This window comes from Undibacterium umbellatum (assembly GCF_014284125.1).
Classification (GTDB): Bacteria; Pseudomonadota; Gammaproteobacteria; order Burkholderiales; family Burkholderiaceae_D; genus Undibacterium; species Undibacterium umbellatum.
In genome coordinates, this window is record NZ_JACOFX010000006.1 from 230,674 (window position 1) to 255,896 (window position 25,223).

Genomic DNA, 25,223 nt, shown 5'->3' on the forward strand with positions numbered 1-25,223 from the left:
TGAGTTGGCCAGATGATCGTTTAACTTGCCACCTGGTTCCGCCCGTTGGCTTTGGCGCGGTACAGTGCCGCATCGGCACAACTGATGAGGGCATTACTGTCTTGCTCATCACTTAAGGTGGCGACTCCAAAGGAGCCTGTAATGTGTGGCAAGGGTTTATGCCGGTCAATAAATACCTTGGTTTTGCCTAAGCGGTTGCATAGTCTTTGCGCTACTCCCAGCGCTGACTTATGATTGGCACCAGGTAGTATGACCATCATCTCTTCGCCGCCATAGCGCGCAGCAAAGTCACTCGGACGCAGTCCTGCATTCAAGACCTTGGCAGCAGTTTGCAGGGCATCATCCCCGAGCAAATGACCATGCTCGTCATTGAAACGCTTGAAGTGATCCAGATCTACCATGATGATGCTCAAGGCAGCAGCTGTAGCATGGGCGTGCTGTACCATTCCCGGTAGCTGCGCATTCAGCCAGGCGCGATTGTGCAAGCCGGTGAGTCCATCTACCATGGATAACTGGCGGTAAAATTCCCCCACTTTTTGACGGCTACGTATCTGTGCATTGGCAGCCCGGATGCGAAAAGACAAGAGCTGCAATAGATTGCGGGCAACACCATTCGATTCATCAATCAGTCGCCACAGTGTCTCGGCCTCAATCAAGAGCAATTCACTGTCACTGATTGCCGAGATGGTGGCAGAATGGATTTCTTCGTCCAGGACCGAGATTTCACCGACGCATTCACCTGGCAGGAACTGGGTAATGGTATTTTCTAGCTGGTTGCTTTGTTCCGTCAGACGGGTTACGCCCAAAGCACCTCGCAGCACAATAAACAGCTTGGCACCAGCACTGTTGGCGTCCAGGACGACTTGACCGGCGCATGCTTTGACTACCAGGCAATCTTTGACTATGTCAGCAATGAGTTTTCTGTTCTCTTCTGTAATGTCGCGAAAAAGATGGATATCTTCTATACGGTAGTTCGTTGCCTTGAAACGCATCAGTTGTTCCAAAATCATTTTATCCAGATACATGAGGCAAAAATAAAAAATGTCAAAGTACGATCTGATCCAAAGCATCGAAGCGCATTTCAGTTTCGTGAAAAATGCTCAAGTAGTCAGCTTCACCAAGCCCTAGCGTATCCCAAGCTGACTGCGACAGCAAGGGCAGCCTGTCGTTTTCATCGTGAGACAGATCAAGTGCATGCACAATTGCGTTCGCGATATGGACAACAGAGGCCAGGACATGTAAATTTTCCTGTTCAGGATGGTGATGGCCACGGATAGCATCGCACACAGCTTCAGAGAAATTCCAGTGTGTGGCAAGTGCCAAACCTGCATCGACATGGTCGATGTGCATGATGCTGCGTTCCGCGACCAGTAAATCGGCATCGGTATATGCTTGATAGCGCAAGACTTCATCATAATTTGCTGGGTAACAAGTCACCAGAACCAGACGGCCTAGGTCGTGCAGCAAACCGGCTGTGAATGCGAAATCATGCTTCATATGCAAAGTACGGGAAATCTGTTCGGCGCAAACAGCGGTGGCAATGCTGTGACGCCAAAATGCCTTGAAATTAAATCCGGGGCAATTTGCTGTGGGAAATTTATTGGCCAGTGTTGTCACGCGGATGAGATTCTTGACATTCTTGATCCCCAGCATGGCAGTCGCTTGCTGCAGGGTAACGACTTTCGAATTGTTGCCATAATAAGAAGAATTGGCCAGCCTGAGTAACTTCGCCGTGATGGAGTGATCCATGGCGATTTTTTCAGTGACCATGTCCAGGCTGCTTTCTTCATCTTCAAGATTTTGCAGCATTTCCATGGCGACTTCAGGCAGGGTAGGCAAATCCTTGATCTTTTTAACCATGTCATCGAGATGGATCTTGAATTCAGCGTTATCTGTCATTTGGTTTCACCCTGACGGTAATGGATAACAAAGGATTTCAGGATACACGCAGGTTCGCTCTCGCCAATATGGCGGAAAATTTTTTCTATGCGCTCTAATTGAGTTGCGAGATTTTCGCTGTCTTCCTGTTCAGTTGCCGCCACACCTTCAATGGACAACTGATGTATGTCATGATGCGCTATTGCCTGAAGCATGCGCTCGGTCAGGATAGTGCTGGCAGGTAGCAATACATGGCCTACTTTATCGAGCAAATCATCCGCCAGCACCATGCCAGGCGTGACCTTGGAAAGGGGCAAATAGTGATAATGTTTGTTCATGACACTTGCCTCGTTGAATGACATCACACCAGAACTGGCAGTTATGTATGGTTTCAGTGTAATAAAAAAATGCGCAAAAGAAAGTTACTTTTCATTAAGATACTGAACTTCAGAGAGAAGTCAAAGCTGGGTGAAACTGGATAGCAGTTACTGATGAATATACTACACCTGTTCTTGCTTGCAGTTTGATTCTGCTAGGGTGTGTGGACATATCTTTTAGTCAAGCGAATGGGTGAGAAACCTTGTCTGGCTAGGCGTGCGGAGCGCTGCTTGGCGAGCCAAGTGAGCGACGCACAACAACGCCAGGCGAGGTTTCTGGCCCATTCCCTCCGGGTTCCACCTGGGCGGCCCCACCTAGGCGGCCCCCATCATATCGCACGCTGGACTGCAGGGTTTGCAAGATTCTGCGTCTTGTCAGGGGCACCAGCCCTGACTGCACCGCCCTTGCAGGGCGCTTGTGCGCTGGTAGGCGCACATCGTTGCGCAGGCAGGCGGCATGCCGCCTGCAACCTCTGCTCCACCACATTGCCAGCCCGCGATATGGCGGGAACGCTTTGTCTAAAAGATATGTCAACACGCCCTAGTCACTGTAATTTATCATTTGTAATTTTCATTCAGGCAAATTTTTCCAACACTCTATCCCTCAGTCAGGTGGCATCATCGAACAATTAATTCAACGCAGACCGCGCCTCGTGCTGACCCTGGTTTTCGGGATAGTGGCGGCTCTGGCTTTGCCAGGAGAGGCGTCTGTGGTAACCCGTGCCTTGAGTGGCTGGAATGTGGCTGTCTGGTCCTATCTTTTTCTGATGGCCTGGTTGATGATGCGCGCAGACAAGCATGCGGTCCGTAAGATGGCGCAACAAGAGGATGAAAGTGCGGTGGCAGTGCTGGTCTTACTGTCGTTGGCCGCAGCGCTAAGTTTATTGGCCAACATTCATGAGTTGTCGGGCATGGCTGGTGCCAGCAGCGAACTCAGAGTAATGAAATATCTGTTTGCTGCCAGCACAGTGCTGGGCTCGTGGTTGTTGCTGGGCGTGATTTTTTGCTTTCATTATGCCTTGCTGTTTTACAACTCAGCACCAGACAAACCCGCACTACGTTTCCCTGAAGATGAGGACATGCCTGATTTCTGGGATTTTTTGTACTTCTCGTTCACGATAGCCGTAGCCGCACAAACTTCAGACGTCACCGTGATGAACCGGCAGGTGCGCAAGACAGTGCTTGCGCAATCCATACTCAGTTTTTTCTTCAATGTGGCCGTGGTCGGTTTTTCCATCAATATTGCTGCTGGCCTGGTAGGCAATTAACGTCCGTAGTCACCGTAATGACCATGGTGACCATGATGACGCTCGCGTCTTTCTTCGCGCCATTCTCGTTCATGGCGTCTGCCATGACGCCACTCGTGGCGGTCACGCAAGGGGTGGCCATAGGTTTGCTCGACATATACATGTTCTACATACGGTCTTGGTGAACTCAACACGATAGGTACGCCGCCAACGCGCACATCAAGATTCAGGCCATAGGGCAGACGTCTACCAGTTTCCCAGCCACGTCCATTGGCCCAGTACCAGTTACCTTGTGCAGGTGCGTAATAGACCTGATGAGAGGGGTAATAGACATAATTGTAATTGCGTGCCACATGATGGACGGGAGGTGCCGGGTGCCAGCGATGGTCCCTGCCATAAGCATCATTCGCAAACACGGTACTGGTGCTGGCACTGCAAATCAGCAGGGTTGCCAACAGGCCTTTGAAAAGTTGACTGAGTTTCATGATATCAATTCCTTCGTTTTGATATCTCTATAACGCAGGCTAGTACTGATGCGCTGACACGGGTTTGTATATAGACATCTCAATATGCAAGCAGATGTTACAGCAGCTTGTTATCAGGACATCGTCGACAGCTTGCAAGTATACATGTTTGATATCTTCATCTTGCTCTATTGAAATGGAGCGTCGCCCGCGAATCTACTTTCAAGCGACGCTTACCTAGTTATTTGGGAACAAAATCCAGGCGCAAGACAGGGTACACTTGATAACGCTGGTCCCAAGACGAATGTCGCTGGGCAAAAAAGTCCAGGCGCGCAAACGGGCTTTTGGCAAACTCCGGGTCTGCAGCAATTTTCTTTTCGAATGTGGCTTTCAATTGTGGATCACTGGCCATTTGCTCACGAGCCACATCTTCGGCTACATAAGCTTCCATGTATTCTTTGCGCTCAAACGCGCCATTGAACCAGCCCCAGTTGACCAGCGCATCTGGGGCTTGCGGCTCGAACAAACCGGCCAGCAGACGCGCTTTTGGCTGGGCAATGGGGATGAATAAAGCACCTTTGCGCAAGCTTTGCTGCTGGCTTTGCCATTTGCCTTGCAGCTTCATGGCTTGTCGCCCTTCAAATGACTTCGCCTGCAAAGCGGCAGTGCTGGTCATGAACTGTTCCGTAGTGACTGCACTTAAATCCGCATGGATAGTGCGGAACAAGATGCCATGCTGTTGCAGTTTTTCAGCCACTGCCTTGCTATAGGCGGCAGGAATCAGATAGCCGCCTTTAGGTAGGATGACTTGCGCATCAGTGACAATCTCGTCGCGCAGTTTGACTTTCCATATCTGTGGCTTGCTTTCATCGTAGCGCGTCATCAAGGCACCAGAAATATCCGACATGCTGCGGGTATAAGCGTAGCCACGGAAGTCTATCTCCCTGGCTTTTTCAGTCGTTCTGTAGGTCAATGGCAACGCTTGGCCTGCCAGTTGCATGGCGCGCTGATCTGCAGCTTTGGCAGCTTTCAGCCATTGTTCGCCATAGCCAGATATTTGCTCGAGTACGGAAATTATCGTGTTGCGTGTGATAAGAACACGGGTGGCATATTCTTTCCAGGAATGGGTTTCCACCAGCATGCCAAAGCGGTTGCGCAATACCGGATAACCACTTGAAAAGCGAGGAGGAGGAACTGAGTCAGCAAAGCCCGACATGGGATCATCTTCCTGCACAAACGACATATAGAAGGCATGTGGCAGCGAGCCTTGCTTGGCAAGGTCGGCAATGACGTTGTCGCGCAAGGTCTTGCCCGCTTCACGCAATAAGGCATCACCTGAATTGACAGGCTCTACCTGTATGGAAATATCAGGTTCAAATTTTGCACCGTTGGTCACATGCAAATCGATGATTGCCAACGGGTCCCAGGTGTTGATCAGCTTCAGCATGGCCTGCATTTCAGGCGAGTCTGCCTTCACGTAATCACGGTTGAGATTAAAATTTTGTGCGGTTGTGCGCCAGCCCATTTCTTCTGGGCCGCGTTGATTGGGACGGTTCCAGGCGCCAAAGCGTTCATGTCCATCGATATTGAAGACGGGGACAAACAACAAGGCTTGCTTGTCCAGCGCATGTGATGCCGCCTTGTTTTCCAGGATGTCCCTTATTGCCAGGAAGCCAGCATCCTTGCCATCAATTTCACCTGCATGGATGCCACCCTGTATCAGGGTCACCGGCAACTGTTTTTCCACAAGTTGGGCGGGTGTGAACAGGCCGCTGCGGGTGACCAGCAAGGCCAGCATGGGTCGGTTTTCCGGAGTACGTCCAAATTCCATGCAACGCACTTCTTTGGGATAGTTTTTTTGAAAAGACAGGCACAGTTTTTCTACCTCTTCATAGCGCCCGGTTTTTTTAAAGCCGCTTTGCTCGGCAATCGTGCTGAGGGGATTCGCTGCATGAGCAGTCGTCAACATCAGACTGCTACCTGTAATCAAGCCACAAATGACGCTTAGTTTCAAAATTGAGTATGCTGGTTTCATGCGTATGATGGAGTAAGTGAATTTGATCAATCAAGCCGCAACAATTTTTTGTTGCCACCACTTTGCCTTGTCCTTGAGCTGTGCTTCATCCACAGTCTGCAATGTACGTTCTGCCATCAGACAGCGTCCATGGACCCAGACATGGCTGACTTGCTCACGTCCGGCGGCATACACAATCTGCGATGCCGGATCAAACAGTGGCAGGGTCTCCAGTGCCGAGAGATCAATCGCAATCACATCCGCGAATTTACCCGCCACCAGACTGCCAATTTGCTGATCCATGCCCAAGGCTTTGGCACCAGCCAGGGTCGCCATCTCCAGCGCATTTGCAGCATTCAGTGCAGTCGGATTGCCCGACACCGCTTTCGCCAACAGCGCAGCCATGCGCAAGTCACCCAGTAAATCGAGTTTGTTATTACTGGCTGCACCGTCCGTACCTATCCCCACATTCACGCCTGCATTTTGCATGGCGTGGACAGGTGCAAAGCCGGAAGCCAGTTTCAGATTGCTGGCCGGATTATGGGCAATGTGCACGCCTTGCTGTGCCAGCAGTTTGATCTCATCTTCATTCGCATGCACCATATGGGCAGCAATCAGGCGTGGTGACAACAGACCCAGGTTATGCAGGCGCTGCAAGGGGCGCATGCCATGATCGCGGAGGCTGTCATTGACTTCGTCCATGGTTTCATGAATGTGGCAGTGTATGCCCATGTCATGTTTGTCTGCCAGAGCGACTATCTTTTTGAACGTCGTATCCGCAACCGTGTAAGGCGCATGTGGTGCAAGGCGGAAGGAGACCCCATTTTGTCCCTTGAATTCCTGATGTGAGGCCATTGCTTTTTCCAGATAGCCATCAGCATCTGCCGCATAGCCAGTAGGGAATTCAAGCACACTGCAACCAACGACAGTGCGCATGCCGGTATGCAGACCAGCGCGTGCCACGTCGTCGTTATAGAAATACATGTCATTGATGGTGGTCGTGCCGCCACGCAGCATTTCAGCCATTGCATAGACGCTACCATCGAAGACAAATTCTTCCGACAAATGCTTCTTTTCAGCGGGCCAGATGTGATTGTGCAGCCAGTCCATCAGACTCAGGTCGTCCGCCAGACCCCGCAGCAGCGTCATGGCAGAGTGACCGTGTAGATTGACCATGCCAGGCATCACCGCATGTTCAGGTAATTCTATATGCTTTGCATCCGGGTGCTGCTGGCGCGCCTCTGCGCTGCCAAGTATGGCGAGAATTTTTTCACCTTGCATGACCAGAGCATGCTCGCCAAGGACGGTGGCGCGTGGTTCTATAGGAATAAGATACTTGGGATGTAGGCAGGTTTTCATATTTTTAGACTCCGCAATTGATCTGGCATTATAACCAGTGAAATTAAATCATGAGTCTACAGACTACAATCAAGCGACGAGAGTGTATGACAGAGCATATTTGAAAATGCCATAATAGGGTTTGGCCTCAGACCTTCAGGAACAAATATGGATTACCTGTTTCCCCCGCTACAGCAAGCGGCCGTCCCCATTGCTGGTGGTACTGCTTATTTTCCCGTGCACAGGATTTACTGTGTCGGGCGTAATTATGTGGAGCATGCCAAAGAAATGGGGTGGACAGGCCGCGAGCCACCATTTTTCTTCATGAAACCAGCTGATGCTGTTTTGCCCGTGAGACAGGGAACGGTCGGTGAAATGCCTTATCCACCCCTGACAGTCAATTTGCATCATGAAGTTGAACTGGTGATAGCGATAGGCAAGGGGGGCAAGAGTATCCGCACCGAAGACGCGCTCAGCCACATCTGGGGTTATGCGGTGGGCCTGGACATGACGCGGCGTGACTTGCAGGCAGAAGCCAAGGACCATGGCAGGCCATGGTGTACTGCCAAGGGTTTCGACTTTTCTGCGCCTATAGGGGAAATCCATAGGGCTGATACAGTGCAAGACATGCAGCAGGCAGACATCAGCCTGAATGTGAATGGCCAAAGCCGTCAACATAGCAACACCAGTAAATTGATCTGGAGTCTGGGTGAGAGTATTGCCTGCTTGTCTGAGCTTTACACGTTGAAGCCTGGTGACCTGATTTTTACCGGGACACCTGAAGGCGTTGGGGCTGTGCAGCGTGGGGATATGCTAGAGGCGACAATCTCGGGCTTGAGTGATTTGAAAATTAAATTGGTATAAACGAAATGATGAAACTTTATGGTTATTTCCGCAGTTCTGCTTCTTACCGGGTCAGGATCGCGCTCAATCTCAAGGGCCTGGACTACGAACAGGTAGCTGTGCATCTGGTTAAAAACGGCGGCGAGCAACTTGCCCCGGCCTTTCGTGCCTTGAATCCGGATGCCCTGGTGCCAGTCTTGCAGGATGAGCTGGAAGGAGAAACGGCGAATCTGACGCAGTCTATGGCAATTATCGAATATCTTGATGAAGTTTATCCGGAAATATCACTGCTGCCATCCACACCGTTGGATCGTGCTTATGTCAGGTCTTTGGCGCTGGCAATTGCCTGTGAAATTCATCCCGTCAATAACCTGCGTGTGTTGAAATACCTGTCAGGTACCCTGCAAGTCACTGATGAACAAAAAAATGCATGGTATCGGCACTGGTGTGAAACTGGTTTGGCGGTGTTGGAGAAAAAGCTGGCGGCGGATGCCCGCACCGGAATTTTTTGCTTTGGTGATGCACCAGGTTTTGCAGATTGCTTTCTGGTCCCGCAAATTGCCAATGCCCAGCGATTTCATTGCGATATGAGTGGCATGCCTACACTTATGCGCATACACCAGGCATGTAGCGAACATCCTGCCTTTATCAAAGCAGCACCGGCCAATCAGCCGGATGCTGAATAGTAGAGCTGAAAAATTGTTAGTTGTCGGGAGACAAAAAAAGGGGCCTGAAAACTGGCCCCTGGCATTCCCCGCTGCATAAGTAAAATATTTAAAAGTGCTAATTTGGCAAATCAGGATTATTGTGACAATTTGCCAGGGTATCATTGAGCACGGAAATCAGAAGCGAACGTGTCAATTTTGATTTTGTCGTATAACCATCAATGGCAAATTCCTCGCTGACTTGCTGTTCAGGGGCATAACCTGGTTGTCCGGTACGTAAAACGATGCGCAGATTGGTCAGGGCCATCTCGTTGCGGATGACATTCACCAGTTTCAGGCCAGCATCAACAGTTTCCATGACCACATCCAGTAAGACCAGAGCGATATCCGGGTTGGCGCTAATCACCGCACGTGCTTCTTTGGCAGAGTAGGCGTGTATAAACTCCAGTGGGCGGCCATGAATTTTGACGCCGCTCAAAGCCAGCAAGGTAGTGTCATGGACATTGCTGTCATCATCAGCAATCAGGATTTTCCACGGATGCAAATCCAGCTTGGGTTGCAAGCTTTCTTCATCTTCTTCTATAAAGTCAATAATGTCATCATCATGACTGGTACCTAGCGCACCGTCAGAAATAGAGTCGTTACCCCAATATGAGTACCGCCCCAAACCCGCTGACCTTTCATTTTTTGACAAAATTTCAACAGCCATTTTGCCTACGTAAAGATCACTTTGTAACAAGCCGGGTATCCTACTGTGTTGGTTCTTCATCAGTGTGCTCCCTGTTGCTTGAATTTTGCCTAGCTTCAATTCAATCTTATGTGAAGCAGGTAGCATAATCAAGACCAAAAAACTTGAAAGTGTTAAATAATGATTATTGCAACACTTACTTGTCACGAATATTGATTTATGTCGTTAAATGCGTCGATTTTCGGTGCTATGATTAAATTCAAGCGATTAAGATCTTGTTTTTTTTCAGCCGGAATTCGCACAGAATTAAGCTGATTTTTTTCTGAGTGCGATGTTTCCTTTGGCATCCAGTCCACCCGGACTGAGAACAGTAAGCCTGATTCAGGAGCAGGTATGTCGCTTCGCGCTTTTTTGCATGGCTTTCTTGGGTAGCTCATTGATGCCTACTGTATACCTTCCCGCTGCGATCATCACTTCACTGGTCACGTCTTTTTTGACCATGCTGGTACTGCTTTATGTGCAGCATTTACATGTGCATGCGAGAGCTACACGCTGCTGGGCGCTGGCATATGCTGGCCTGGCGTTACAACAGACATGCAGGTTTCTGGCTGACACCCAGGCGCCGATCTTCAATCTCTTTGCCGATATTTTTTTGCTTGCTTATGTTTGCTATTTGTGGGCCGGCATCAGGATATTCCACGGTGTTACAGTCTATGTAATGCCTGTCATGCTTGGTTTTGCGATTGCTGTCCTTTGGTTGTTAATGACTTTCCTGACAGGTGTAAAACCCTTGTGGCGCATGCTGCCGATATACCTGGTTTCCGGCTTGATTTTGATGATAGCAGCTTTGGGTTTTTGGCGCGCCCGCAGTCAAAAACATACTTTCGGTTTTCACTTGTTGGGTACGCTGATATTTTTGAAGGGCTTGCATCTGCTGGATTTTCCTTTCTTCCGTGAGCAGCCCGAGTACGCTGCACTTGGATATGAAGTCAGTGCCTTTCTGGACCTGGCTATCGGCATGCTCTTTCTTGTCGCTGCTTTACTGCGGCAACAAGATGATGTAGAGCGTGTTAACGACGATCTGAAACTGGAAATGGATGAGCGCAAAAACATAGAACGCTTATCCAGGGAGAGGGAAGCCCTGTTTGAAAAAGTATTTCAGATGGTACCCGATGTACTGGCGATCTGCCGTGAAAAAGATGGCCGTTATCTGGAAGTGAACCGGCACTGGGAAACCATTACAGGATATGCCAGGGAAGAAACCTTAGGACGCTATTCGCTGGAGTTGAACTTGTGGATGGATGTCAGCCTGCGTGAAAAAATGCTGGAGATATTAAGACGCGATGGTGAAGTCAGTAATTTTGAAGGTGTCTACAGGCACAAACTGGGGCATCCTTACAATGTGTTGATTTCTGGCACGCGCTTTGATGTCAGCGGCGAGCCATATATTGCCTACGCCATGCAAGACATTTCGGCACTGCGCAAAGTAGAGCGCTTGCAGGAGCAGGCAGAACGGGAATTGCAGGAACGTGAAAAATTACTTTCAACGGTGTTTCAACTCGTGCCTGATACCCTGACCATAAGCAAAATCACTACTGGAGAATATGTCGATGTTAACCGCAACTGGGAACCTATTTCTGGTTATACGCGCGAAGAAGTCCTTGGCCGCACTTCAAACGACATCCAGTTATGGGAAAAACCAGAGCAACGCGATGAACTTATCAAGCGCATACGCCGCGATGGTGAGGTCCATAATATGCAAATCGCATTCCGTCACAAGCAAGGGCATATTACCCAATGCAGGGTTTCAGGATCTCAGTTTGAGGCGGGCAATGAATCCTATCTCTTACTGTCATCTCGCAATATAGATCAGGAGCTCAATGCAGAAGCCGCACGTGTGCAAGTGGAATCTCTCTTGCGCGAGAACGAACAAAAGTATTCCACCTTGTTCCAGTTGTCACCGATACCCCTGGGTCTGGTGGATGTGCAGACAGATTGCATTGTTGAAGTCAATGATATCTGGTTAAAGGAATTTGGCTATCAACGGGAAGGTATCGTAGGCAAAACTACGATGGAAATGGGTCTTGTCGCGCAAGCTGAAGAGCGGAAAAAGTTCAACGATGACCTTGGGCGCGACAAGAAAGTCGATCAACTGGAAGTTCGCATCAAAGCTTGTGACGATCATGAAATGATTTTTCTCTTATCGGCAAGGTTGATCAGAATGCATGGTAAGCCCATGTGCATATTCTCTTTATTGAACGTGACCAGACAAGTACAGATAGAGCAGGAAATCCGCGAGATGACAGCCCAACTGGAAGAGCGTGTCAGGTTGCGTACTTTGAATTTACAACAGGCCAATGCAGAACTGGCAGCAGCGATGGAATCATTGCGGCATACCCAGGATGAATTGGTACGCTCTGAAAAAATGGCCGCACTGGGTTCACTGGTAGCGGGTGTCGCCCATGAACTTAATACTCCCATAGGGAATAGTGTGACAGTAGCCAGCACGCTGCAGGACAAAACCAGAGAAATGCTGCGTGATATCAAAGAAGGCAAGTTAAAACGATCTGCCCTGGAAAATTATCTTGAGAATGCCGAAACAGGAACCGCCTTGCTGATGCGTACATTGGGAATGGCACGCGAGTTGATACGCAGTTTCAAGCAAGTCGCAGTCGACCAGTCCAGCAGTTACAGGCGACAGTTTGATTTGCAAACAGCAATGGAAGAACTGATCGTGACCCTGGCCCCGATGTATAAAAAAACTGCCTACACACTGGTGACTGATCTTGCGCCCGGCATCATCATGGACAGTTACCCTGGCCCTCTCGGGCAAATCATTACCAACTTCATGACCAATGCTCTGACCCATGCGTTTGAGCACCGCGATAGCGGTGAAATGCACCTGCACACACATTTGCTGGATGATACCCAGGTACAAATCGTCTTTAGCGATAATGGCATAGGCATGAGCGAGCAAGTACAAAAGCGCGTATTTGACCCCTTCTTTACGACCAAGTTGGGGCAGGGTGGTTCTGGCCTGGGCATGAATATAGTCTACAACCTGGTAACTGGTGTGCTGGGTGGGTCCATACAATTGGACAGCAAGCCGGGTGAGGGGACCAGTTTCACACTCGTCGTACCCCTAGTTGCGCCCCAATTGCGGGTAGACAATAGCAAAAAAAACAGAGCGGCTCTGGCTATGCCAGGAACTGCAAGCACTGAAGCGACGCTTCCCGACACCAAAAAGTAATTTTATGGCAATATCAGCCTGACTGATAATCTAGTTGCCTCAACTATTTCCCTTTGCGTGCAATATTCTTTGTGCCTGTGCGTCTACAGGGTATGGAGACTACACATAACCCCCACGAGCTGATGACTGATCAGGACCATCACATCACCGAAACGGTCAGGCGCGAGCGCGGGCGGCTGGGGAGTTTCATACGTAAGCGTGTGGCTGACGCCAGCGAAGCAGAAGATATCTTGCAGGATGTATTGTATGAACTGGTAGAAGCTTATCGTTTGCCAGAGCCGATAGAGCAGGTTGGTGCGTGGCTGTTCAGGGTGGCGCGCAACCGCATCATAGACCGCTTCCGCAAAAAGAAAGAAGTGGCCCTGCCTGAGGGAGAAGAGGGTAGTGATGATGAAGCCTGGCTGGATAAAGTATTGCCGTCCAGTGATGAAGGCCCGGAAGCAGCGTACGCACGCAATGTCATGCTGGAAGAATTGTACGAGGCCCTGGATGAATTGCCGGAAGAGCAGCGCGATGCCTTCATAGGCCATGAAATCGAAGGCCTGAGTTTTAAAGAAATGTCTGCCGCTACCGGGCTGGGCATCAACACCTTGCTGGCGCGCAAACGCTATGCGGTCTTGCACTTGCGAACCCGCCTGCAAGACTTACTGGAAGAATTTAATTGAATGGAGCCTGATATGTTGATGAAATTCAGAGTATTAAAAATAATGGTATTGGCCGTTGCCGGTATCAGTGCCTTGAGCTGGGTAGTCATGATGCTGTGGAACTGGCTCATGCCTGCTTTGTTTGTGGGTGTCCGCAGTATCGATTTTTTGCAGGCACTTGGGCTGCTGGTGCTGAGTAAAATCCTGTTCGGTGGGATGCGTGGACATGGCGGCTGGCACAAACATCATGACCACCATTGCCATCATCGTCGCTGGGAAAAGCTGACACCCGAAGAGCGCGAAAAATTCAAGCATGGCTTGTTTGGCCGCAGAAAGCACAGGGATGGAGCGCATGGCCATGTTCAAGACAATAAATACAGTAACAAGCATGACAGCAATCAGGAGCAAGTCTGAGATGCAATCGGCAAAAGAAGCCGCCTGCAAACAAGATGCAGGCGTGATCGTCCCTTTCGTCAACTTCAGCAAGTGTGAAGGCAAGGCCGATTGTGTGCCAGTTTGCCCGGAAAATGTGTTTGAAGTTCGTCGTATTGACGACAAGGATTACAAACAACTGAGCTGGCTGGCACAGATCAAACTACGGGTGCATGGCATGCAGGTTGCCTATACACCGAGGGCAGACGCCTGCCAGGCTTGTGGCTTGTGTGTGTCAGCCTGTCCGGAAAAAGCCATCACCTTGCGGCGTTCAGAATGAGCCTATATGCGCTTGCGTAAGAGGCATACGAATGTTTTAAAATAGTCATTTTCGCCCACATCGTGGGTGCCTGTATCCCGCTAAAGGAGCATTGATGACTATCGTAATTCGCGAAGCAAAGCCAGATGATCTTGAGGAAATCCTGCAATTGCGCATGCGCCTGTTTGAGAAGCTCGTCGATTTTAATCACGGCAAAGGCGTGGATGAAGACCTCTTGCAAGCAACGCGCACTTACTTCAATGATGCTTTCCAAAATGGATCTTGCAAAACCTGGGTAGCACAAGCTGATGGCCATATCGTCGCCAGTGGGTCGCTCGCGATCTTTGTGCGCCCGCCATATCCCGGCAATGTGGCAGGCAAGGACGCGTATTTGCTCAATATGTACACCCTGGCAGATTATCGCAAGCAAGGACTGGCAAGGAAGATATTGCAACAGGCAATGCAATACGCGCATGAGCACGGCTTCGCAAAGATCTGGCTACATGCGACTGAAGACGGCCAAGCCCTGTATGCTTCCGAAGGCTTCGCACCATCCAGTCAGTACATGGAATGGGAAGTCAAGCCAGAGGTAGCAAGATGAGCGAGCTTCAACTGGGCAAGTCTTCCAAATCATCCCAATATCAATCGCATTACCAGGCTCGTATGCACAGGGTGCTGGAGCATATCGACCGTCATCTCGATCAGCCACTTGATCTGGAAGTGCTGGCCGGGGTTGCGCATTTTTCCCCATTTCATTTTCATCGCCTGTTTGCCGCCTGGATGGGCGAGCGTCTTGGGGATTATGTGCGCCGCCGACGGCTGGAGGTGGCAGCATTTCGTTTGTTTGCACAGGCAGGCACTCCGGTACTGGACATTGCCCTGTCGGTCGGTTTTGGATCAGCAGAGGCTTTTACCAGAGCATTCAAGGACCGGTTTGCGTACACACCAGCCGCCTGGCGGAAGCATCAAGTAGAACTACACCGTGAAAATAGCAAGATTAATCAAGTCTTGAGCAAGAATGATCAGTTGCAATCTTATGCGTCCTTCCATAATGGGGTCTCTGCCAACTTGAAACAGGTCACCAGCATGGATGTCAAATTAATACGCAGGGCTACAACCAATATCGCCTATTTGCGCCACATAGGCCCGTATGGTGCACCAGTTGGCCAGTTTTGGGCAGATACTGTCTCACCTTGGATAGTCATGCATAATCTCTTCGGCAGGGCGCGTTATGGCATCAGCCATGATGACCCCAGTATTACCGATCCTGCACTATGCCGTTACGATGCCGCTGTTGAACTGCCAGAAGATGCTGACATTCCAGGCCATGCCTTGCAGACCAGCATACCGGGCGGTGAATACGCAGCCCTCAGTTTTAAGGGGAAAAACGCAGAGATAGGCGCCGCCTGGACAGCGATCTTGCGTGACTGGCTACCTTCCAGCGGCTATCAAGTCGATGCCCGGCCTTGCTTTGAATATTATTCAGCTAACGCTTGCTTTGATCCCGAAACAGGCATCTTTGATTGCGACATCTGCATCCCTGTCGTTCCCCTCTGAGCAGACAGTTGCTGCTTTAAGTCATTTTGATGCAGGCATGGGCGCTGGCACTCGCTGCGCCATTGTATGCTTGCGCCCATCATTTTTTGCGAGTTGTATCCATGATTTCATTTGCTCGTCATATTCTTGTTTCTTTCAGTTTGTTCGCTTTGGCAAACTGTGCCGTGTCTGCAGAGACAGCACCCAGACCCCATCGGGTAGGAATGCAGATGCTTCATTATGAAGATGCCAGTCGCCTGGATTGGGCTGGCAGCAAGGCGCGCCCACTGGCGACCACGATCTGGTATCCGGCGCAAGCAGGTGCTGTAGAAAAAAATTGGAATGTAGCTATCTTTAAAGCAGGTTCCAATGCCATGGGCGCGGCTTTATCCACGGCACCACAAAAACTGCCCTTGATTTTGCTATCCCACGGCACAGGTGGGTCAGCTGCTTCCATGGCCTGGCTGGCAGAAAGTCTTGCTGCACACGGATACATTGTGGCCGCTGTCAATCATCATGGCAACACTGGCTATGAAGACAAGACTCGTCTGGAAGGTTTCGTGGTGTGGTGGGACAGACCAAAGGATCTCTCCATCCTGATAGATAAGCTGATGGCTGACCCTGTTTTTGGCAGCAGAATAAATGCCCGGCGCATTGCTGTAGCTGGTTTCTCCATAGGTGGGTACACCGCGCTGGCGAGTGTGGGAGGCCGTATCAGTTATGCGCAATGGGAAGAGTTTTGCGGTAAAAATGGCAGCAATCCTAATTGCAAGCTGCCGCCAGAGGCCAAGTTCAGCCAAGCAGAATTACAGACCCTGCTCAAGGAAAACCAGCGCGTCAAGGATGCCATCGCAGTTTCTGGTGCATCTTACAGTGATGTCCGCATACGCGCCGCATATTCCATTGCCCCGGTAATGGGCAGGGTAATGACAAAAGACAGCATGACCGACATCAGGGTGCCAGTGCGCATTGTGGTGGGGGCTGATGACGATCAGGCCATACCAGAGTTCAATGCCCAGGTTTATGCGGCAAACATAACTGGTAGTACGATACAGATACTGCCTGCAGTCACGCACTATAGTTTTTTGGCTGAGTGCAATACGCTGGGTAAAATTGTGGCCAGCCAGGTTTGTGTTGACCCGGCAGGAGTGGATCGCTCGGTAATACACCGGCAAGTGGCGGCAGATGCACTGAAATTCTTTGCCGACAATCTGCGTTGAGAAAGTCCGCTTCAAGCAGGATAGCAAGCTGCGCCCTTGTTACAGCCGAGCGCAACGAATCTATCACGCAAGATGGTGCTCAGAAATTACGTATGCGTAAGCTTGCTGTCGCCAGCAGGATGAAAGCGATTAAGTATGTGACTGGACATACCTTTTGCCAGCTCTTCTTCGCCATAGAAGACATCGCCAATTTCCTCCTTGCGCAACATGATTGATTCATCCTCGCTATGCGTGCGCAGCAAAATCTCGATGGTGGGATTCAGCGTCCTGGCAGTGTCTGCCATATGCCTCACATTCAAGGTATCTGGCGTGGCAATGACCAGCATGGCAGCTTTTGCTATATGCGCCTGTATCAAGACAGCTGGGTCAGCCGCATTGCCGGACACAGCGGCTATACCTAGTTTGCGCATGTCTTCGACGATCTCACGATTTTGTTCAGCGATGACATAGGGGATTCCCCCTTCATCCATGGCCTGTGCAATACGGCGGCCAACCCTGCCATAGCCAATCAGAACTACCTGGCCTTCCAGATATTTTCTATCCGTACTCATAGGCAATTCGGCATACGGGTCTTGTCGCTGGTCGAGTTCTCGCGCCAGGTCAGAATGTGACAAGGCCCATTTTCTGATTGGCTCTATCAGCGTAAATAGAAAAGAATTCAATGCTATCGAGATCAGCACACCTGAAAGTATCAAGCTCATGCCCTCTTGCGGCAGCAAGCCCAGTGACAAGCCCAAACCTGCCAGGATGATGGAAAACTCACCGATTTGCCCCAGGCTGGCTCCAATAGAAAGCGCCGTATTGAGGGGGTAGCGCAAAATGATAACCAGCGCCGATGCTGTGAAAAAATTGCCCAGGATGATAATGGCAACGACACACAGTACACGCAGAGGTTGTGCCAGCAAAATGTTAGGATCAAACACCATGCCTACCGATACAAAAAACAGGACTGAAAACGCATCCCGTAAAGGCAGCGATTCTTCTGCCGCGCGATGGCTGAATTCAGATTCGCGCATCACGGTCCCTGCAAAGAATGCACCCAGCGCAAAAGACACACTGAATACTAGCGAAGCACCATACGCAATACCAATAGCGGACGCCACTACCGACAGCGTGAATAATTCCCGCGAGCCAGTGCGCGCCACTTGCCATAACATCCAGGGTAAGGCACGACGACCAACCACCAGCATCAAGACAATAAATGCGGTTACCTGCAGCAAGGTCTTGCCTATGGTGATCCATAACGGTGTCGAATTTGCAACAGCTGCTGTTGTGCTTCCTAACACGCCCGCCAGTGGGGGTAGCAAAACCAGCACCATCACCGTGACCAGATCCTGCACCACCAGCCAGCCTATTGCGATGCGGCCATTCATGGTGCTTAGCATGTTGCGTGCTTCCAGTGATTTCAGCAGCACGACCGTACTGGCGCAGGCCAGTGACAATCCAAAAATCAATGACCCACCAATGCTCCAGGCCCACCAAGAGGCAATTGCCATGCCCACCGCCGTGGTTACACCCATTTGCAAAACGGCACCAGGAATGGCAATCCGCCTCACTGCCAAAAGATCACTAGGCGAAAAATGTAAACCAACGCCAAACATCAGCAGCATCACACCTATCTCTGACAACTGGGATGCGATATGCACATCCGCTACAAAACCGGGTGTTGCGGGGCCTATCATGATGCCTGCAAATAAATAGCCAACCAGGGCGGGGATCTTGATTTTTTCGGCAATGAAACCGAAGGCGAGTGCTCCGGCAAATGCGGCAGCAACAGTCGTGATTAAAGAAATGTTGTGGTCCATTCGGCTCCCTAAATTTAAGCGACACTTGTCATCTTCACGTATAACATTAAAGTGCCGTCCGCACATCAATGATGTTCAGCTCTTTTTTAGGGAGGAGAGTTGCCAGGGATAATTATCAAGATACCTGCAAGCATTTCTCTGGATACTGATTTCTTATGTTATGTTGCCGCATGCAAATGAAAAAAAATAGGCATTTTTCTGCGCTAACACATAATCGCTCACCATGACTACTGCATACCATTTCACTTTTGAAGAGCATTGGCGCAGCCCGCTTGCTTACTGGGTCCATCTTCCCGTAACAGGCAAGCCAGATGCCTGGGAGCCGCCCTTGCCGCCTTATATTCCGCATAAGGGCTATGTCTTTCTGCATGTGGAGTTTGAGAAGCATGAACTGATCTTCAGCTCCCCGGCGCAGCTTGATCACTTTATCTCCGTGCTATCAAACAAGCCACTGCCGACCACAAGGCACCTGTCATCTCTGCGCAATGCACCTGTAGGCCCGAACGGCCACTGGCTGAGCCGCTTGCCCGCCTCCTTGAAAGCGCCACGCAAGCGCGTCAAACTTGTGCAGGTCATGCAAACCTTGCGGCCAGAGGTCGTCAAGGAAGATATGCCGCATCAATTTGACTGGACTGAAACTGGGTCGTGAAGGGTTGTAATGATGGACGCATTCCTGGACTCGTCAATCAGCTGGCAAGGCCGTAGCAGTCAGGCAATGCATAAAATTGCAATCGTTCGACCTGGAGTATGCATGTTGCCCCATCTTTCCATTCAAACCAATTTAGCTTCTGTTGCACTTCTTATTTGAACTCGCGCAACCTAAAAGAGTAGTCGAGAATTGACAATTTTAATTTGTGAATCTTTTTCTAAAAATCCTTAAAAATCTTTGTGATCAGGTCGGACTCGACTTGCTCTGGGGTAAGCAAATATCTATTTGCATAAATCACCTCACCCCCAATCGCCACAATCCTATCCCGTAGACCATATTGATGCACCCGCGCAATACGGGCTACGTGGCTATAGAAACCCACTTCCAGCCCGTTGCCGTCTGCCTTTGCCTTGAGGTGGGTGTTTGTCCTTAGCTTGTTGAACATGCTGGCTTTTGCTTTTTGATGCGCCCCTGTTTGCCGTGCAGGTCTTGGGCGAGAGTGAAAGGCAATACAGCATGTGGATGGAGTAGCTCTCTACGCAAATTCCCTGTAGCGATATAACCTGTGATCAGCGCGCTGTTCAAGTCCATCTGGCAACCAGCCTCTTTCGAGGATTCTATCGGTGATCAACGCCATGTTTATGCCGATGGGATCAAGTAGCGATTGGTGAACGGCTAGCATAAAATCTTTGGGGGAACCATCGAAGGCTGCGACGAGGGCGAGAGCTTCGTCAACAGTGCGAGTTGGAATGATTTCGATCATGTCGTATAAGGTATTTAAATTTTAGAAATGTTCAAGTAACCGATAACGCAAAAGCAGGCGTTTCGATTTCTGTGGAAACCGTGATGATACCTTTATCAAATCTGTTATGTATCGCAAATCGTTGGGATTACAGGATCGACAAACATGGCATGAGAAATCTTTGTTATTCTACTGTTGACATTAAGCGCTTTGTACTATTTCAACACAATGCCGATTAGATGAGGTTAGTCATGCAGCCAGTTTCCAATTACTTCAAGATTTAGCTGATCCAGCCCTAAAACCCGCCTCTGTTCATATTGAACATCACCGCCTCCCGCCACAACCCTATCCCGTAGCCCATATTGATGGACCCGCGCAATACGGGCTACGCGGCCATAGAATCCCACTTCCAGCCCGTTGCCGTCTGGCTTTGCCTTTAGGTGGGTGTTTGTGCGCAGCTTGTTGAACATGCAGGCTTTTTGCTTCTTGATGCGGCCTTGTTTGCCCCGGATGTTTTTGCGTTGCTTGTGCGGTGCGTAGGGGAGGGGGCGTCGGGGTTTTGTTAAGCCTGGATGCGGGTTTGTTGCTGGCGGCGCAGGTCTTGCGTTAGCTGGCTGGTTAATTTGCGACGGGCGGCGGGGTCTAGTTTGGCCAGCGGGGTGCTGGCCCATGTCTCCAGCGTGGTGAGGTCGTCTTGCATTATGTAGGTGGGATGGGTTGTACCTGCCACTCGGCCAGCAGGTTGGTGCCGTTGTAGAGTTGCCACCAGGGGGGCGGTGTAGTCTGGGGTGGGGGGGGGCTTCGCCTGCGTGGGTGATGTCTAGCCGGGTGCTGGTTTGTTTGACGATGACGCGCTCGGTTAAGTCTATCTCCAGGCTGATGTCGACGCTGTTGTGGTTATTGAAGTCAATCATGAAGCGTATGCCTTTGGCTTTGTCGTCGTTGCCGAGGAGGTCCGCCTGGTGGGTTGTCAGCCAATCGAGCAGGGGGGCGATGAGGGCGTCTTCTTCACCGCTGTAGTCGGCGGAGGTGAGGTGTGAGTGATTTAAATAAGCGTGATTTTGTGATTTTTGATTTTGGCGTGATTGCGCAGATTATTTCCAACACTTTTTTGTCGGCATCAAGTGAGTCAAAAACAAAAAGCCCTTGGAATCATCCAAGGGCTTTTATATTCATGGCGGAGAAGGGGGGATTCGAACCCCCGGTAGGGATAAACCTACGCACGCTTTCCAGGCGTGTGACTTAAACCACTCATCCACCTCTCCTGCTTTCGCTCTAACTTGCCGTAACAGCGAAGTCCGCTATTCTAGCAAAGCAAACTTCATTATGGAAGCTTTTTCTTGTTTTTTGTAAATCTTGCTATGGATTAAGTCAGGCGCCCAGCCATGGCAGGCCTTGGTGGCACCAGCCTCCTGTGGTTTTTCTATGGCCTTGTTCATCCTTGTCGCCTTCAAAGCCTTGCAGTATGTCAAAGCAGTTGGCGTAGCCGTTTTCTGTGGCCAGCTTGGCGCCGTGGCGGGAGCGTACGCCGGAACGGCAGAGGAAGAGGATGACGTTGGTCTTGTCGGGCACACTGGCTTGCAGTTGTGCCAGAAAGTCGGGGTTGGGTGTACCGCCGGGGTAGAGGCTCCATTGCACAGCCAGGTGTTGTGCTTCGCTGATGTTGACCCTGCCTACCCAGTCGCGTTCGGCATTGGTGCGCACATCGACGAGTAATATCTTGCTGTCATTTTGCAGCAGGGCATAGGCTTCTTGTGGGGTGACTGCACCGGCATAGGGCAGCGCCTGTTCTTGCCCGCGCTGGCGTGCTGTTTGCAGGGTTTGATCGGTGGACATGGTGGCTCCTTGGCTTGGTATCGTTGGCAAATAGTGTGTGCAACCTGTGCGCTAGTTTAGCGTAATTCGGCGCTGGGTTTGCCATACAGATAACCCTGGTAAGAAAGGCAGCCTTGCTGTTGCAGGAAGTCGCGCTGCGCTGCTGTTTCCACACCTTCGGCAATCACGGCCAGACCCAGGCTTTGGCCAAGGGCAATGATAGTTCTGGTGATGACGGCATCGTTGTTATTGTTGAGGATGTCGCGCACGAAGGACTGGTCTATCTTGAGCTGGTCCAGCGGCAGGCGCTTGAGATAGGAGAGGGAGGAATACCCCGTGCCAAAGTCATCCAGTGAAAATCCTACACCTCTGGTTTTTAACTGGTTCATCTTGTCTATGGTGGCTTCTACATTGTCAACCAGCAGGCTCTCTGTCAATTCCAGTTTGAGTTTGCTGGCGTCGATTTGGTAGTGCCGGATGTTGTCGAGCACCAGTGTTACAAAGTCGTTTTGCCTGAATTGGCGTGCGCTGACATTGACGGCAAGTGTGCGGTTTTTTGTATCTTCGCTGTTTTGCCATTCTGCCAGTTTGGCGCAGGCTGTTTTCAGTATCCAGGCGCCCAAACTGAGGATGAGGCCGGACTCTTCTGCCAGGGGAATGAAGTCGGATGGTGGCACCAGGCCTCTTTGCGGATGTTGCCAGCGCACCAGTGCTTCGGCACCGGTGACTTGCCCGCTGCTGTTGACTTGAGGTTGGTAGTATAAAACGAACTGTTCTTGCAGCAGACCCTGGCGCATATCGGCTTCAAGAGCGGCGCGGGTATTGACGATGTCGAGCATATCTTTGTCAAAGAAGCGGTAGCTGTTGCCACCGCTGGATTTGGCTTCGTACATGGCGACTTCGACTTGTTTCAACAATTCTTCAGCCGAGGTGTTTTGTTTGTCAAACAGGGTGATGCCTATACTGGCACTGCTATGATATTCAAGATGCTCCAGGTCATAGGGTGCGCGCAGGTCTGCCAGAATTTTGGCGGCAATCATTTGGACTTCGATGGCAGTTTCCCTGATGTTCTCGCTGAGTTCTTCCAGTAGCAGGACAAATTCATCGCCGCCATAACGAGCCAGTGTGTCACCTTTGCGTATGCTGTGCCCCAGGCGTTTGGCGACTACTTGCAAGAGCAGATCGCCCTTGCCATGTCCGCTGCTGTCGTTGATGGTCTTGAAGTCGTCAAGGTCAAGAAAGAGCACGGCACCGTACTGATTGCTGCGGCTTTTTGCCTGCAGGCTGTGTTGCAGCCGGTCTATCAACAGGCGGCGGTTGGCCAGGCCGGTTAATGGATCATGGTAGGCCAGGTGTTCAAGTTTGGCTTCGGTGGCTTTTCTTTGGGTGATGTCGAGCATGGTAGCGACATAGTTGACGACTTTGCCGCTGGCATTTTTGACTGCAGTGATGGTCAACCATTCTGGATACACTTCGCCATTTTTCCTGCGGTTCCAGATTTCGCCTTGCCAGAAGGCGTTGGCTTCAAGCTGCTTGCCCATATCCTCATAATAACTGGCACCGTGCAGGCCGGATTTGAGCAAGCTGGTTTGCTTGCCCAGGGCTTCTTCGCGGCTGTAGCCAGTGATGCGGGTAAATGCCTGGTTGACGCGCAAGATGGCGCGGTGGGCATCGGTGATGAGCATGCCTTCCTGGCCTTCAAAGGCAATGGCGGCAATGCGCAAATCTTCTTCTGCGCGTTTGCGCTCGGTAATGTCTTGCACCGTGCCCATGCGTCTGGCACTTTGTCCATCATATTGTGAATGCAGCCAGCGTACTTCGCCCTCAAGGAGGATGCGGTGTTCTATGCTGGCATCTGCGCCTGCTTGTACTTGCGCCCAGAATTGCTTCACGGCTGGCATATCGTCAGGGTGTATGCGTTGCAGCAGGCTGGAACAATCGAGCTTGCTGCCGCTTGGGTAGCCAAGTATGCGGCTCGCTTCTTCCGAGTAGCGCCATTCCTGGGTATCTTCACCTATGCTCCAGCTACCGGTTTTTGAAATGCGCTGCGCGCGTCTCAAATCTGTTTCGCGCTGACTTAGTTCGGCGGTTCTTTCGGCGATAATATTTTTTAGGTTTTTTCTTTGTCTGCTCGCTTCCAACAATAGTTGGACCAGGTATGCCAGCATCAGGCTAAATAAAAAACCGATGCTGCTATAAAGGAGCAGGGTGTTACTGAAGGGAGTTGAATGCCTGGGTGTCAGGTCCAGTGTCCATTCTACGTTTGGCAACTTGATGGCATGACGAATATTATTTCCCGGCTTGAATCCTGGCGATTTTTGTATGATTTGATGAGTGTGTGTGCTTGGATCGATACGCCACAGTTCATAGTCATAGCCGCGTGCGACCAGTTTGGATAGTTCTGCATCAGCCAATACAGTTTTTAAATCAATGACGGCAGAGATCAGCCCCCAGAATTCGGCTGGTTTGTTGGCGTCGATGGCATCATCCAGAAATACCGGCAAGCGGGCGATGATTCCTGTGCCGCCCCTGGTCAGGGGTAGCGGCCCCGCCAGTGTCAATTGTGCGCTATCGCGTGCCAGCATGGCCTCGGTCTTGCGGACAGGGTCTGTCAATAAATTGATACCCAGTCCATGTTCACGCCATTCAAATGGTGCTACATCGGTGGTGATGCCTTGCGGGGCCAGATACAGCGCGGCAATTTGTGGGTGATATTGCAAGATCTTGTCGGCAAAGCGTTCAAAGTTCCGGATGCGGCCATTGCTGTCTGCCACTATTCCTGCCAGCGCATAGGTTGCCGATATCGCCTTGTGCATATTATTTTGCAGGGCATTTGCCTGGGCGCGTGCCAGGTCATAGGCGAGCAAATGTTCTTTCTGGTTTGCACTGCCCTCAAGCTTGATGATGATGGCTGTGCTGGCCAGCATTGCCATGACAAAAGTCAGCGATGCAAACAGCAAAGGTTTGCGCAGATAGAGATGAGGCGACATAGTTAACAATAGGTATAGGCAGCGATGCCCATGCCTGAGTTCATTCGGGATAAATTAGGCGAGGGAGGGGCTTGCGACACGAAAAGATATGCATAGTCTAAATGAGAATGAATCGCATATCGTGGAATGCCAAGGAATGTTGATTTTGATCAATATTGTCAATCAAATATTTCAATTAGGGCTTACGCACAATTGTCCCAACAAGGCTTAGCGACTCTGTTGGAATACAAATAAATATTGCGATGATACAAAATGGTGCAAAAATTCAACCCTCGATTGAAAATGCACCAAAATGGCAAATATATTGTGTTATGCATTATTTTGGTGCGTAATATTAATTTGTATAATGCTACGCTGCTCCTGATTT

General features: G+C 50.4%; 25 protein-coding genes, 1 tRNA gene and 1 pseudogene. 11 read left to right on the forward strand and 16 right to left on the reverse strand.

What is annotated here, in order from left to right; translation table 11 throughout:
* Nucleotides 1-20: 20 nt before the first annotated feature.
* The 3 genes from H8L47_RS14275 to H8L47_RS14285 are packed head-to-tail and all read right to left on the reverse strand — an operon-like array spanning nucleotide 21 to nucleotide 2,216.
* Entirely contained in the window at nucleotides 21-1,010 is a 990-nt protein-coding gene (locus H8L47_RS14275; protein ID WP_329605452.1) for a GGDEF domain-containing protein, read from the reverse strand.
* A 34-nt stretch (nucleotides 1,011-1,044) separates the two neighbouring features.
* Complete coding sequence (locus H8L47_RS14280) at nucleotides 1,045-1,899, reverse strand: HDOD domain-containing protein (RefSeq protein WP_186954265.1); 855 nt, start codon at nucleotides 1,897-1,899, stop codon at nucleotides 1,045-1,047.
* A complete protein-coding gene (locus H8L47_RS14285; RefSeq protein ID WP_186954266.1) occupies nucleotides 1,896-2,216 on the reverse strand; it encodes a hypothetical protein in 321 nt (106 codons plus the stop codon). The genes H8L47_RS14280 and H8L47_RS14285 overlap by 4 nt, the downstream gene beginning before the upstream one ends.
* A gap of 692 nt (nucleotides 2,217-2,908) precedes the next feature.
* On the opposite strand from H8L47_RS14285, the gene H8L47_RS14290 reads away from it, so the two are divergent.
* Nucleotides 2,909-3,523 (forward strand): DUF1345 domain-containing protein, encoded by a 615-nt coding sequence (locus H8L47_RS14290; protein ID WP_329605453.1) that lies wholly within the window; start codon nucleotides 2,909-2,911, stop codon nucleotides 3,521-3,523.
* Here H8L47_RS14290 and H8L47_RS14295 read toward each other — a convergent pair.
* The 3 genes from H8L47_RS14295 to H8L47_RS14305 form a co-directional block, all read right to left on the reverse strand.
* Nucleotides 3,520-3,987 (reverse strand): hypothetical protein, encoded by a 468-nt coding sequence (locus H8L47_RS14295; RefSeq protein WP_186954267.1) that lies wholly within the window; start codon nucleotides 3,985-3,987, stop codon nucleotides 3,520-3,522. The two genes, H8L47_RS14290 and H8L47_RS14295, sit on opposite strands and share 4 nt — an antisense overlap.
* A 220-nt stretch (nucleotides 3,988-4,207) precedes the next feature.
* A complete protein-coding gene (locus H8L47_RS14300) occupies nucleotides 4,208-6,001 on the reverse strand; it encodes a M14 family metallopeptidase (RefSeq protein WP_186954268.1) in 1,794 nt (597 codons plus the stop codon).
* A 30-nt stretch (nucleotides 6,002-6,031) separates the two neighbouring features.
* A complete protein-coding gene (locus tag H8L47_RS14305) occupies nucleotides 6,032-7,339 on the reverse strand; it encodes a TRZ/ATZ family hydrolase (RefSeq protein WP_186954269.1) in 1,308 nt (435 codons plus the stop codon).
* 147 nt (nucleotides 7,340-7,486) lie between these two features.
* On the opposite strand from H8L47_RS14305, the gene H8L47_RS14310 reads away from it, so the two are divergent.
* The gene (locus tag H8L47_RS14310; protein ID WP_186954270.1) at nucleotides 7,487-8,182 is read left to right on the forward strand and encodes a fumarylacetoacetate hydrolase family protein; all 696 of its coding nucleotides are present in this window, start codon (nucleotides 7,487-7,489) and stop codon (nucleotides 8,180-8,182) included.
* A gap of 8 nt (nucleotides 8,183-8,190) precedes the next feature.
* Nucleotides 8,191-8,847, forward strand: a complete 657-nt coding sequence (gene maiA / locus H8L47_RS14315) for a maleylacetoacetate isomerase (RefSeq protein ID WP_186954306.1) — start codon at nucleotides 8,191-8,193, stop codon at nucleotides 8,845-8,847.
* Between the two features lie 97 nt (nucleotides 8,848-8,944).
* Here maiA and H8L47_RS14320 read toward each other — a convergent pair whose 3' ends face one another.
* Nucleotides 8,945-9,595: a response regulator gene (locus H8L47_RS14320; RefSeq protein WP_186954271.1), complete on the reverse strand. Its 651-nt coding sequence runs from the start codon at nucleotides 9,593-9,595 to the stop codon at nucleotides 8,945-8,947.
* A 418-nt stretch (nucleotides 9,596-10,013) separates the two neighbouring features.
* Between H8L47_RS14320 and H8L47_RS14325 the strand changes: the two genes are divergently transcribed.
* The 7 genes from H8L47_RS14325 (at nucleotide 10,014) to H8L47_RS14355 (ending at nucleotide 16,855) form a co-directional block, all read left to right on the forward strand.
* Nucleotides 10,014-12,764 (forward strand): PAS domain S-box protein, encoded by a 2,751-nt coding sequence (locus H8L47_RS14325; protein ID WP_222616530.1) that lies wholly within the window; start codon nucleotides 10,014-10,016, stop codon nucleotides 12,762-12,764.
* A 122-nt stretch (nucleotides 12,765-12,886) separates the two neighbouring features.
* Nucleotides 12,887-13,429: an RNA polymerase sigma factor gene (locus H8L47_RS14330; protein ID WP_230413738.1), complete on the forward strand. Its 543-nt coding sequence runs from the start codon at nucleotides 12,887-12,889 to the stop codon at nucleotides 13,427-13,429.
* A 12-nt stretch (nucleotides 13,430-13,441) separates the two neighbouring features.
* Nucleotides 13,442-13,822: a hypothetical protein gene (locus H8L47_RS14335; protein WP_408057695.1), complete on the forward strand. Its 381-nt coding sequence runs from the start codon at nucleotides 13,442-13,444 to the stop codon at nucleotides 13,820-13,822.
* Nucleotides 13,797-14,120 carry a 4Fe-4S dicluster domain-containing protein gene (locus H8L47_RS14340; protein WP_408057696.1) on the forward strand — a complete coding sequence of 108 codons (324 nt, stop codon included), beginning with the start codon at nucleotides 13,797-13,799 and terminating at the stop codon, nucleotides 14,118-14,120. Before H8L47_RS14335 ends, H8L47_RS14340 begins: the two co-directional genes overlap by 26 nt.
* A gap of 94 nt (nucleotides 14,121-14,214) precedes the next feature.
* A complete protein-coding gene (locus H8L47_RS14345) occupies nucleotides 14,215-14,700 on the forward strand; it encodes a GNAT family N-acetyltransferase (protein WP_186954273.1) in 486 nt (161 codons plus the stop codon).
* Nucleotides 14,697-15,656: an AraC family transcriptional regulator gene (locus tag H8L47_RS14350; protein ID WP_222616531.1), complete on the forward strand. Its 960-nt coding sequence runs from the start codon at nucleotides 14,697-14,699 to the stop codon at nucleotides 15,654-15,656. Before H8L47_RS14345 ends, H8L47_RS14350 begins: the two co-directional genes overlap by 4 nt.
* A 209-nt stretch (nucleotides 15,657-15,865) precedes the next feature.
* Entirely contained in the window at nucleotides 15,866-16,855 is a 990-nt protein-coding gene (locus H8L47_RS14355; RefSeq protein ID WP_186954274.1) for an alpha/beta hydrolase family protein, read from the forward strand.
* An 86-nt stretch (nucleotides 16,856-16,941) separates the two neighbouring features.
* Here H8L47_RS14355 and H8L47_RS14360 read toward each other — a convergent pair whose 3' ends face one another.
* Complete coding sequence (locus H8L47_RS14360; RefSeq protein WP_186954275.1) at nucleotides 16,942-18,660, reverse strand: cation:proton antiporter; 1,719 nt, start codon at nucleotides 18,658-18,660, stop codon at nucleotides 16,942-16,944.
* A 223-nt stretch (nucleotides 18,661-18,883) separates the two neighbouring features.
* On the opposite strand from H8L47_RS14360, the gene H8L47_RS14365 reads away from it, so the two are divergent.
* Nucleotides 18,884-19,309, forward strand: coding sequence for a hypothetical protein (locus H8L47_RS14365; RefSeq protein ID WP_186954276.1), 426 nt, complete (start codon nucleotides 18,884-18,886; stop codon nucleotides 19,307-19,309).
* A gap of 217 nt (nucleotides 19,310-19,526) precedes the next feature.
* On the opposite strand, the gene H8L47_RS30260 is transcribed toward H8L47_RS14365, so the two are convergent.
* The 8 genes and pseudogenes from H8L47_RS30260 to H8L47_RS14400 form a co-directional block, all read right to left on the reverse strand.
* Entirely contained in the window at nucleotides 19,527-19,820 is a 294-nt protein-coding gene (locus H8L47_RS30260; protein WP_329605454.1) for a phage virion morphogenesis protein, read from the reverse strand.
* Nucleotides 19,821-19,844: 24 nt separating this feature from the next.
* Nucleotides 19,845-20,072, reverse strand: a complete 228-nt coding sequence (locus H8L47_RS14375) for a hypothetical protein (RefSeq protein ID WP_186954278.1) — start codon at nucleotides 20,070-20,072, stop codon at nucleotides 19,845-19,847.
* A 224-nt stretch (nucleotides 20,073-20,296) separates the two neighbouring features.
* Entirely contained in the window at nucleotides 20,297-20,674 is a 378-nt protein-coding gene (locus tag H8L47_RS30265) for a phage virion morphogenesis protein (RefSeq protein WP_329605455.1), read from the reverse strand.
* The gene (locus H8L47_RS29775; protein WP_230413750.1) at nucleotides 20,614-20,751 is read right to left on the reverse strand and encodes a phage virion morphogenesis protein; all 138 of its coding nucleotides are present in this window, start codon (nucleotides 20,749-20,751) and stop codon (nucleotides 20,614-20,616) included. Before H8L47_RS29775 ends, H8L47_RS30265 begins: the two co-directional genes overlap by 61 nt.
* A gap of 112 nt (nucleotides 20,752-20,863) precedes the next feature.
* Nucleotides 20,864-21,112, reverse strand: a pseudogene (locus tag H8L47_RS30445) (phage tail protein); the annotation flags it as partial.
* A gap of 114 nt (nucleotides 21,113-21,226) precedes the next feature.
* Nucleotides 21,227-21,316, reverse strand: a tRNA-Ser gene (locus H8L47_RS14390).
* 106 nt (nucleotides 21,317-21,422) lie between these two features.
* On the reverse strand, nucleotides 21,423-21,887 hold the full coding sequence (locus tag H8L47_RS14395) for a rhodanese-like domain-containing protein (RefSeq protein ID WP_186954279.1): 465 nt from the start codon (nucleotides 21,885-21,887) through the stop codon (nucleotides 21,423-21,425).
* A 56-nt stretch (nucleotides 21,888-21,943) separates the two neighbouring features.
* A complete protein-coding gene (locus H8L47_RS14400; protein ID WP_186954280.1) occupies nucleotides 21,944-24,856 on the reverse strand; it encodes a bifunctional diguanylate cyclase/phosphodiesterase in 2,913 nt (970 codons plus the stop codon).
* Nucleotides 24,857-25,223 lie beyond the last annotated feature (367 nt).

What these genes read in the sequence shown, in the direction of transcription:
- H8L47_RS14275 (WP_329605452.1), bottom strand. Translation starts at nt 1,010, where the DNA reads ATGATTTTGGAACAACTGATGCGTTTCAAGGCAACGAACTACCGTATA.
- H8L47_RS14280 (WP_186954265.1), bottom strand. Translation starts at nt 1,899, where the DNA reads ATGACAGATAACGCTGAATTCAAGATCCATCTCGATGACATGGTTAAA.
- H8L47_RS14285 (WP_186954266.1), bottom strand. Translation starts at nt 2,216, where the DNA reads ATGAACAAACATTATCACTATTTGCCCCTTTCCAAGGTCACGCCTGGC.
- H8L47_RS14295 (WP_186954267.1), bottom strand. Translation starts at nt 3,987, where the DNA reads ATGAAACTCAGTCAACTTTTCAAAGGCCTGTTGGCAACCCTGCTGATT.
- H8L47_RS14300 (WP_186954268.1), bottom strand. Translation starts at nt 6,001, where the DNA reads ATGAAACCAGCATACTCAATTTTGAAACTAAGCGTCATTTGTGGCTTG.
- H8L47_RS14305 (WP_186954269.1), bottom strand. Translation starts at nt 7,339, where the DNA reads ATGAAAACCTGCCTACATCCCAAGTATCTTATTCCTATAGAACCACGC.
- H8L47_RS14310 (WP_186954270.1), top strand. Translation starts at nt 7,487, where the DNA reads ATGGATTACCTGTTTCCCCCGCTACAGCAAGCGGCCGTCCCCATTGCT.
- maiA (WP_186954306.1), top strand. Translation starts at nt 8,191, where the DNA reads ATGAAACTTTATGGTTATTTCCGCAGTTCTGCTTCTTACCGGGTCAGG.
- H8L47_RS14320 (WP_186954271.1), bottom strand. Translation starts at nt 9,595, where the DNA reads ATGAAGAACCAACACAGTAGGATACCCGGCTTGTTACAAAGTGATCTT.
- H8L47_RS14325 (WP_222616530.1), top strand. Translation starts at nt 10,014, where the DNA reads ATGCTGGTACTGCTTTATGTGCAGCATTTACATGTGCATGCGAGAGCT.
- H8L47_RS14330 (WP_230413738.1), top strand. Translation starts at nt 12,887, where the DNA reads ATGACTGATCAGGACCATCACATCACCGAAACGGTCAGGCGCGAGCGC.
- H8L47_RS14335 (WP_408057695.1), top strand. Translation starts at nt 13,442, where the DNA reads ATGTTGATGAAATTCAGAGTATTAAAAATAATGGTATTGGCCGTTGCC.
- H8L47_RS14340 (WP_408057696.1), top strand. Translation starts at nt 13,797, where the DNA reads ATGACAGCAATCAGGAGCAAGTCTGAGATGCAATCGGCAAAAGAAGCC.
- H8L47_RS14345 (WP_186954273.1), top strand. Translation starts at nt 14,215, where the DNA reads ATGACTATCGTAATTCGCGAAGCAAAGCCAGATGATCTTGAGGAAATC.
- H8L47_RS14350 (WP_222616531.1), top strand. Translation starts at nt 14,697, where the DNA reads ATGAGCGAGCTTCAACTGGGCAAGTCTTCCAAATCATCCCAATATCAA.
- H8L47_RS14355 (WP_186954274.1), top strand. Translation starts at nt 15,866, where the DNA reads ATGCTTCATTATGAAGATGCCAGTCGCCTGGATTGGGCTGGCAGCAAG.
- H8L47_RS14360 (WP_186954275.1), bottom strand. Translation starts at nt 18,660, where the DNA reads ATGGACCACAACATTTCTTTAATCACGACTGTTGCTGCCGCATTTGCC.
- H8L47_RS14365 (WP_186954276.1), top strand. Translation starts at nt 18,884, where the DNA reads ATGACTACTGCATACCATTTCACTTTTGAAGAGCATTGGCGCAGCCCG.
- H8L47_RS14375 (WP_186954278.1), bottom strand. Translation starts at nt 20,072, where the DNA reads ATGATCGAAATCATTCCAACTCGCACTGTTGACGAAGCTCTCGCCCTC.
- H8L47_RS29775 (WP_230413750.1), bottom strand. Translation starts at nt 20,751, where the DNA reads ATGCAAGACGACCTCACCACGCTGGAGACATGGGCCAGCACCCCGCTG.
- H8L47_RS14395 (WP_186954279.1), bottom strand. Translation starts at nt 21,887, where the DNA reads ATGTCCACCGATCAAACCCTGCAAACAGCACGCCAGCGCGGGCAAGAA.
- H8L47_RS14400 (WP_186954280.1), bottom strand. Translation starts at nt 24,856, where the DNA reads ATGTCGCCTCATCTCTATCTGCGCAAACCTTTGCTGTTTGCATCGCTG.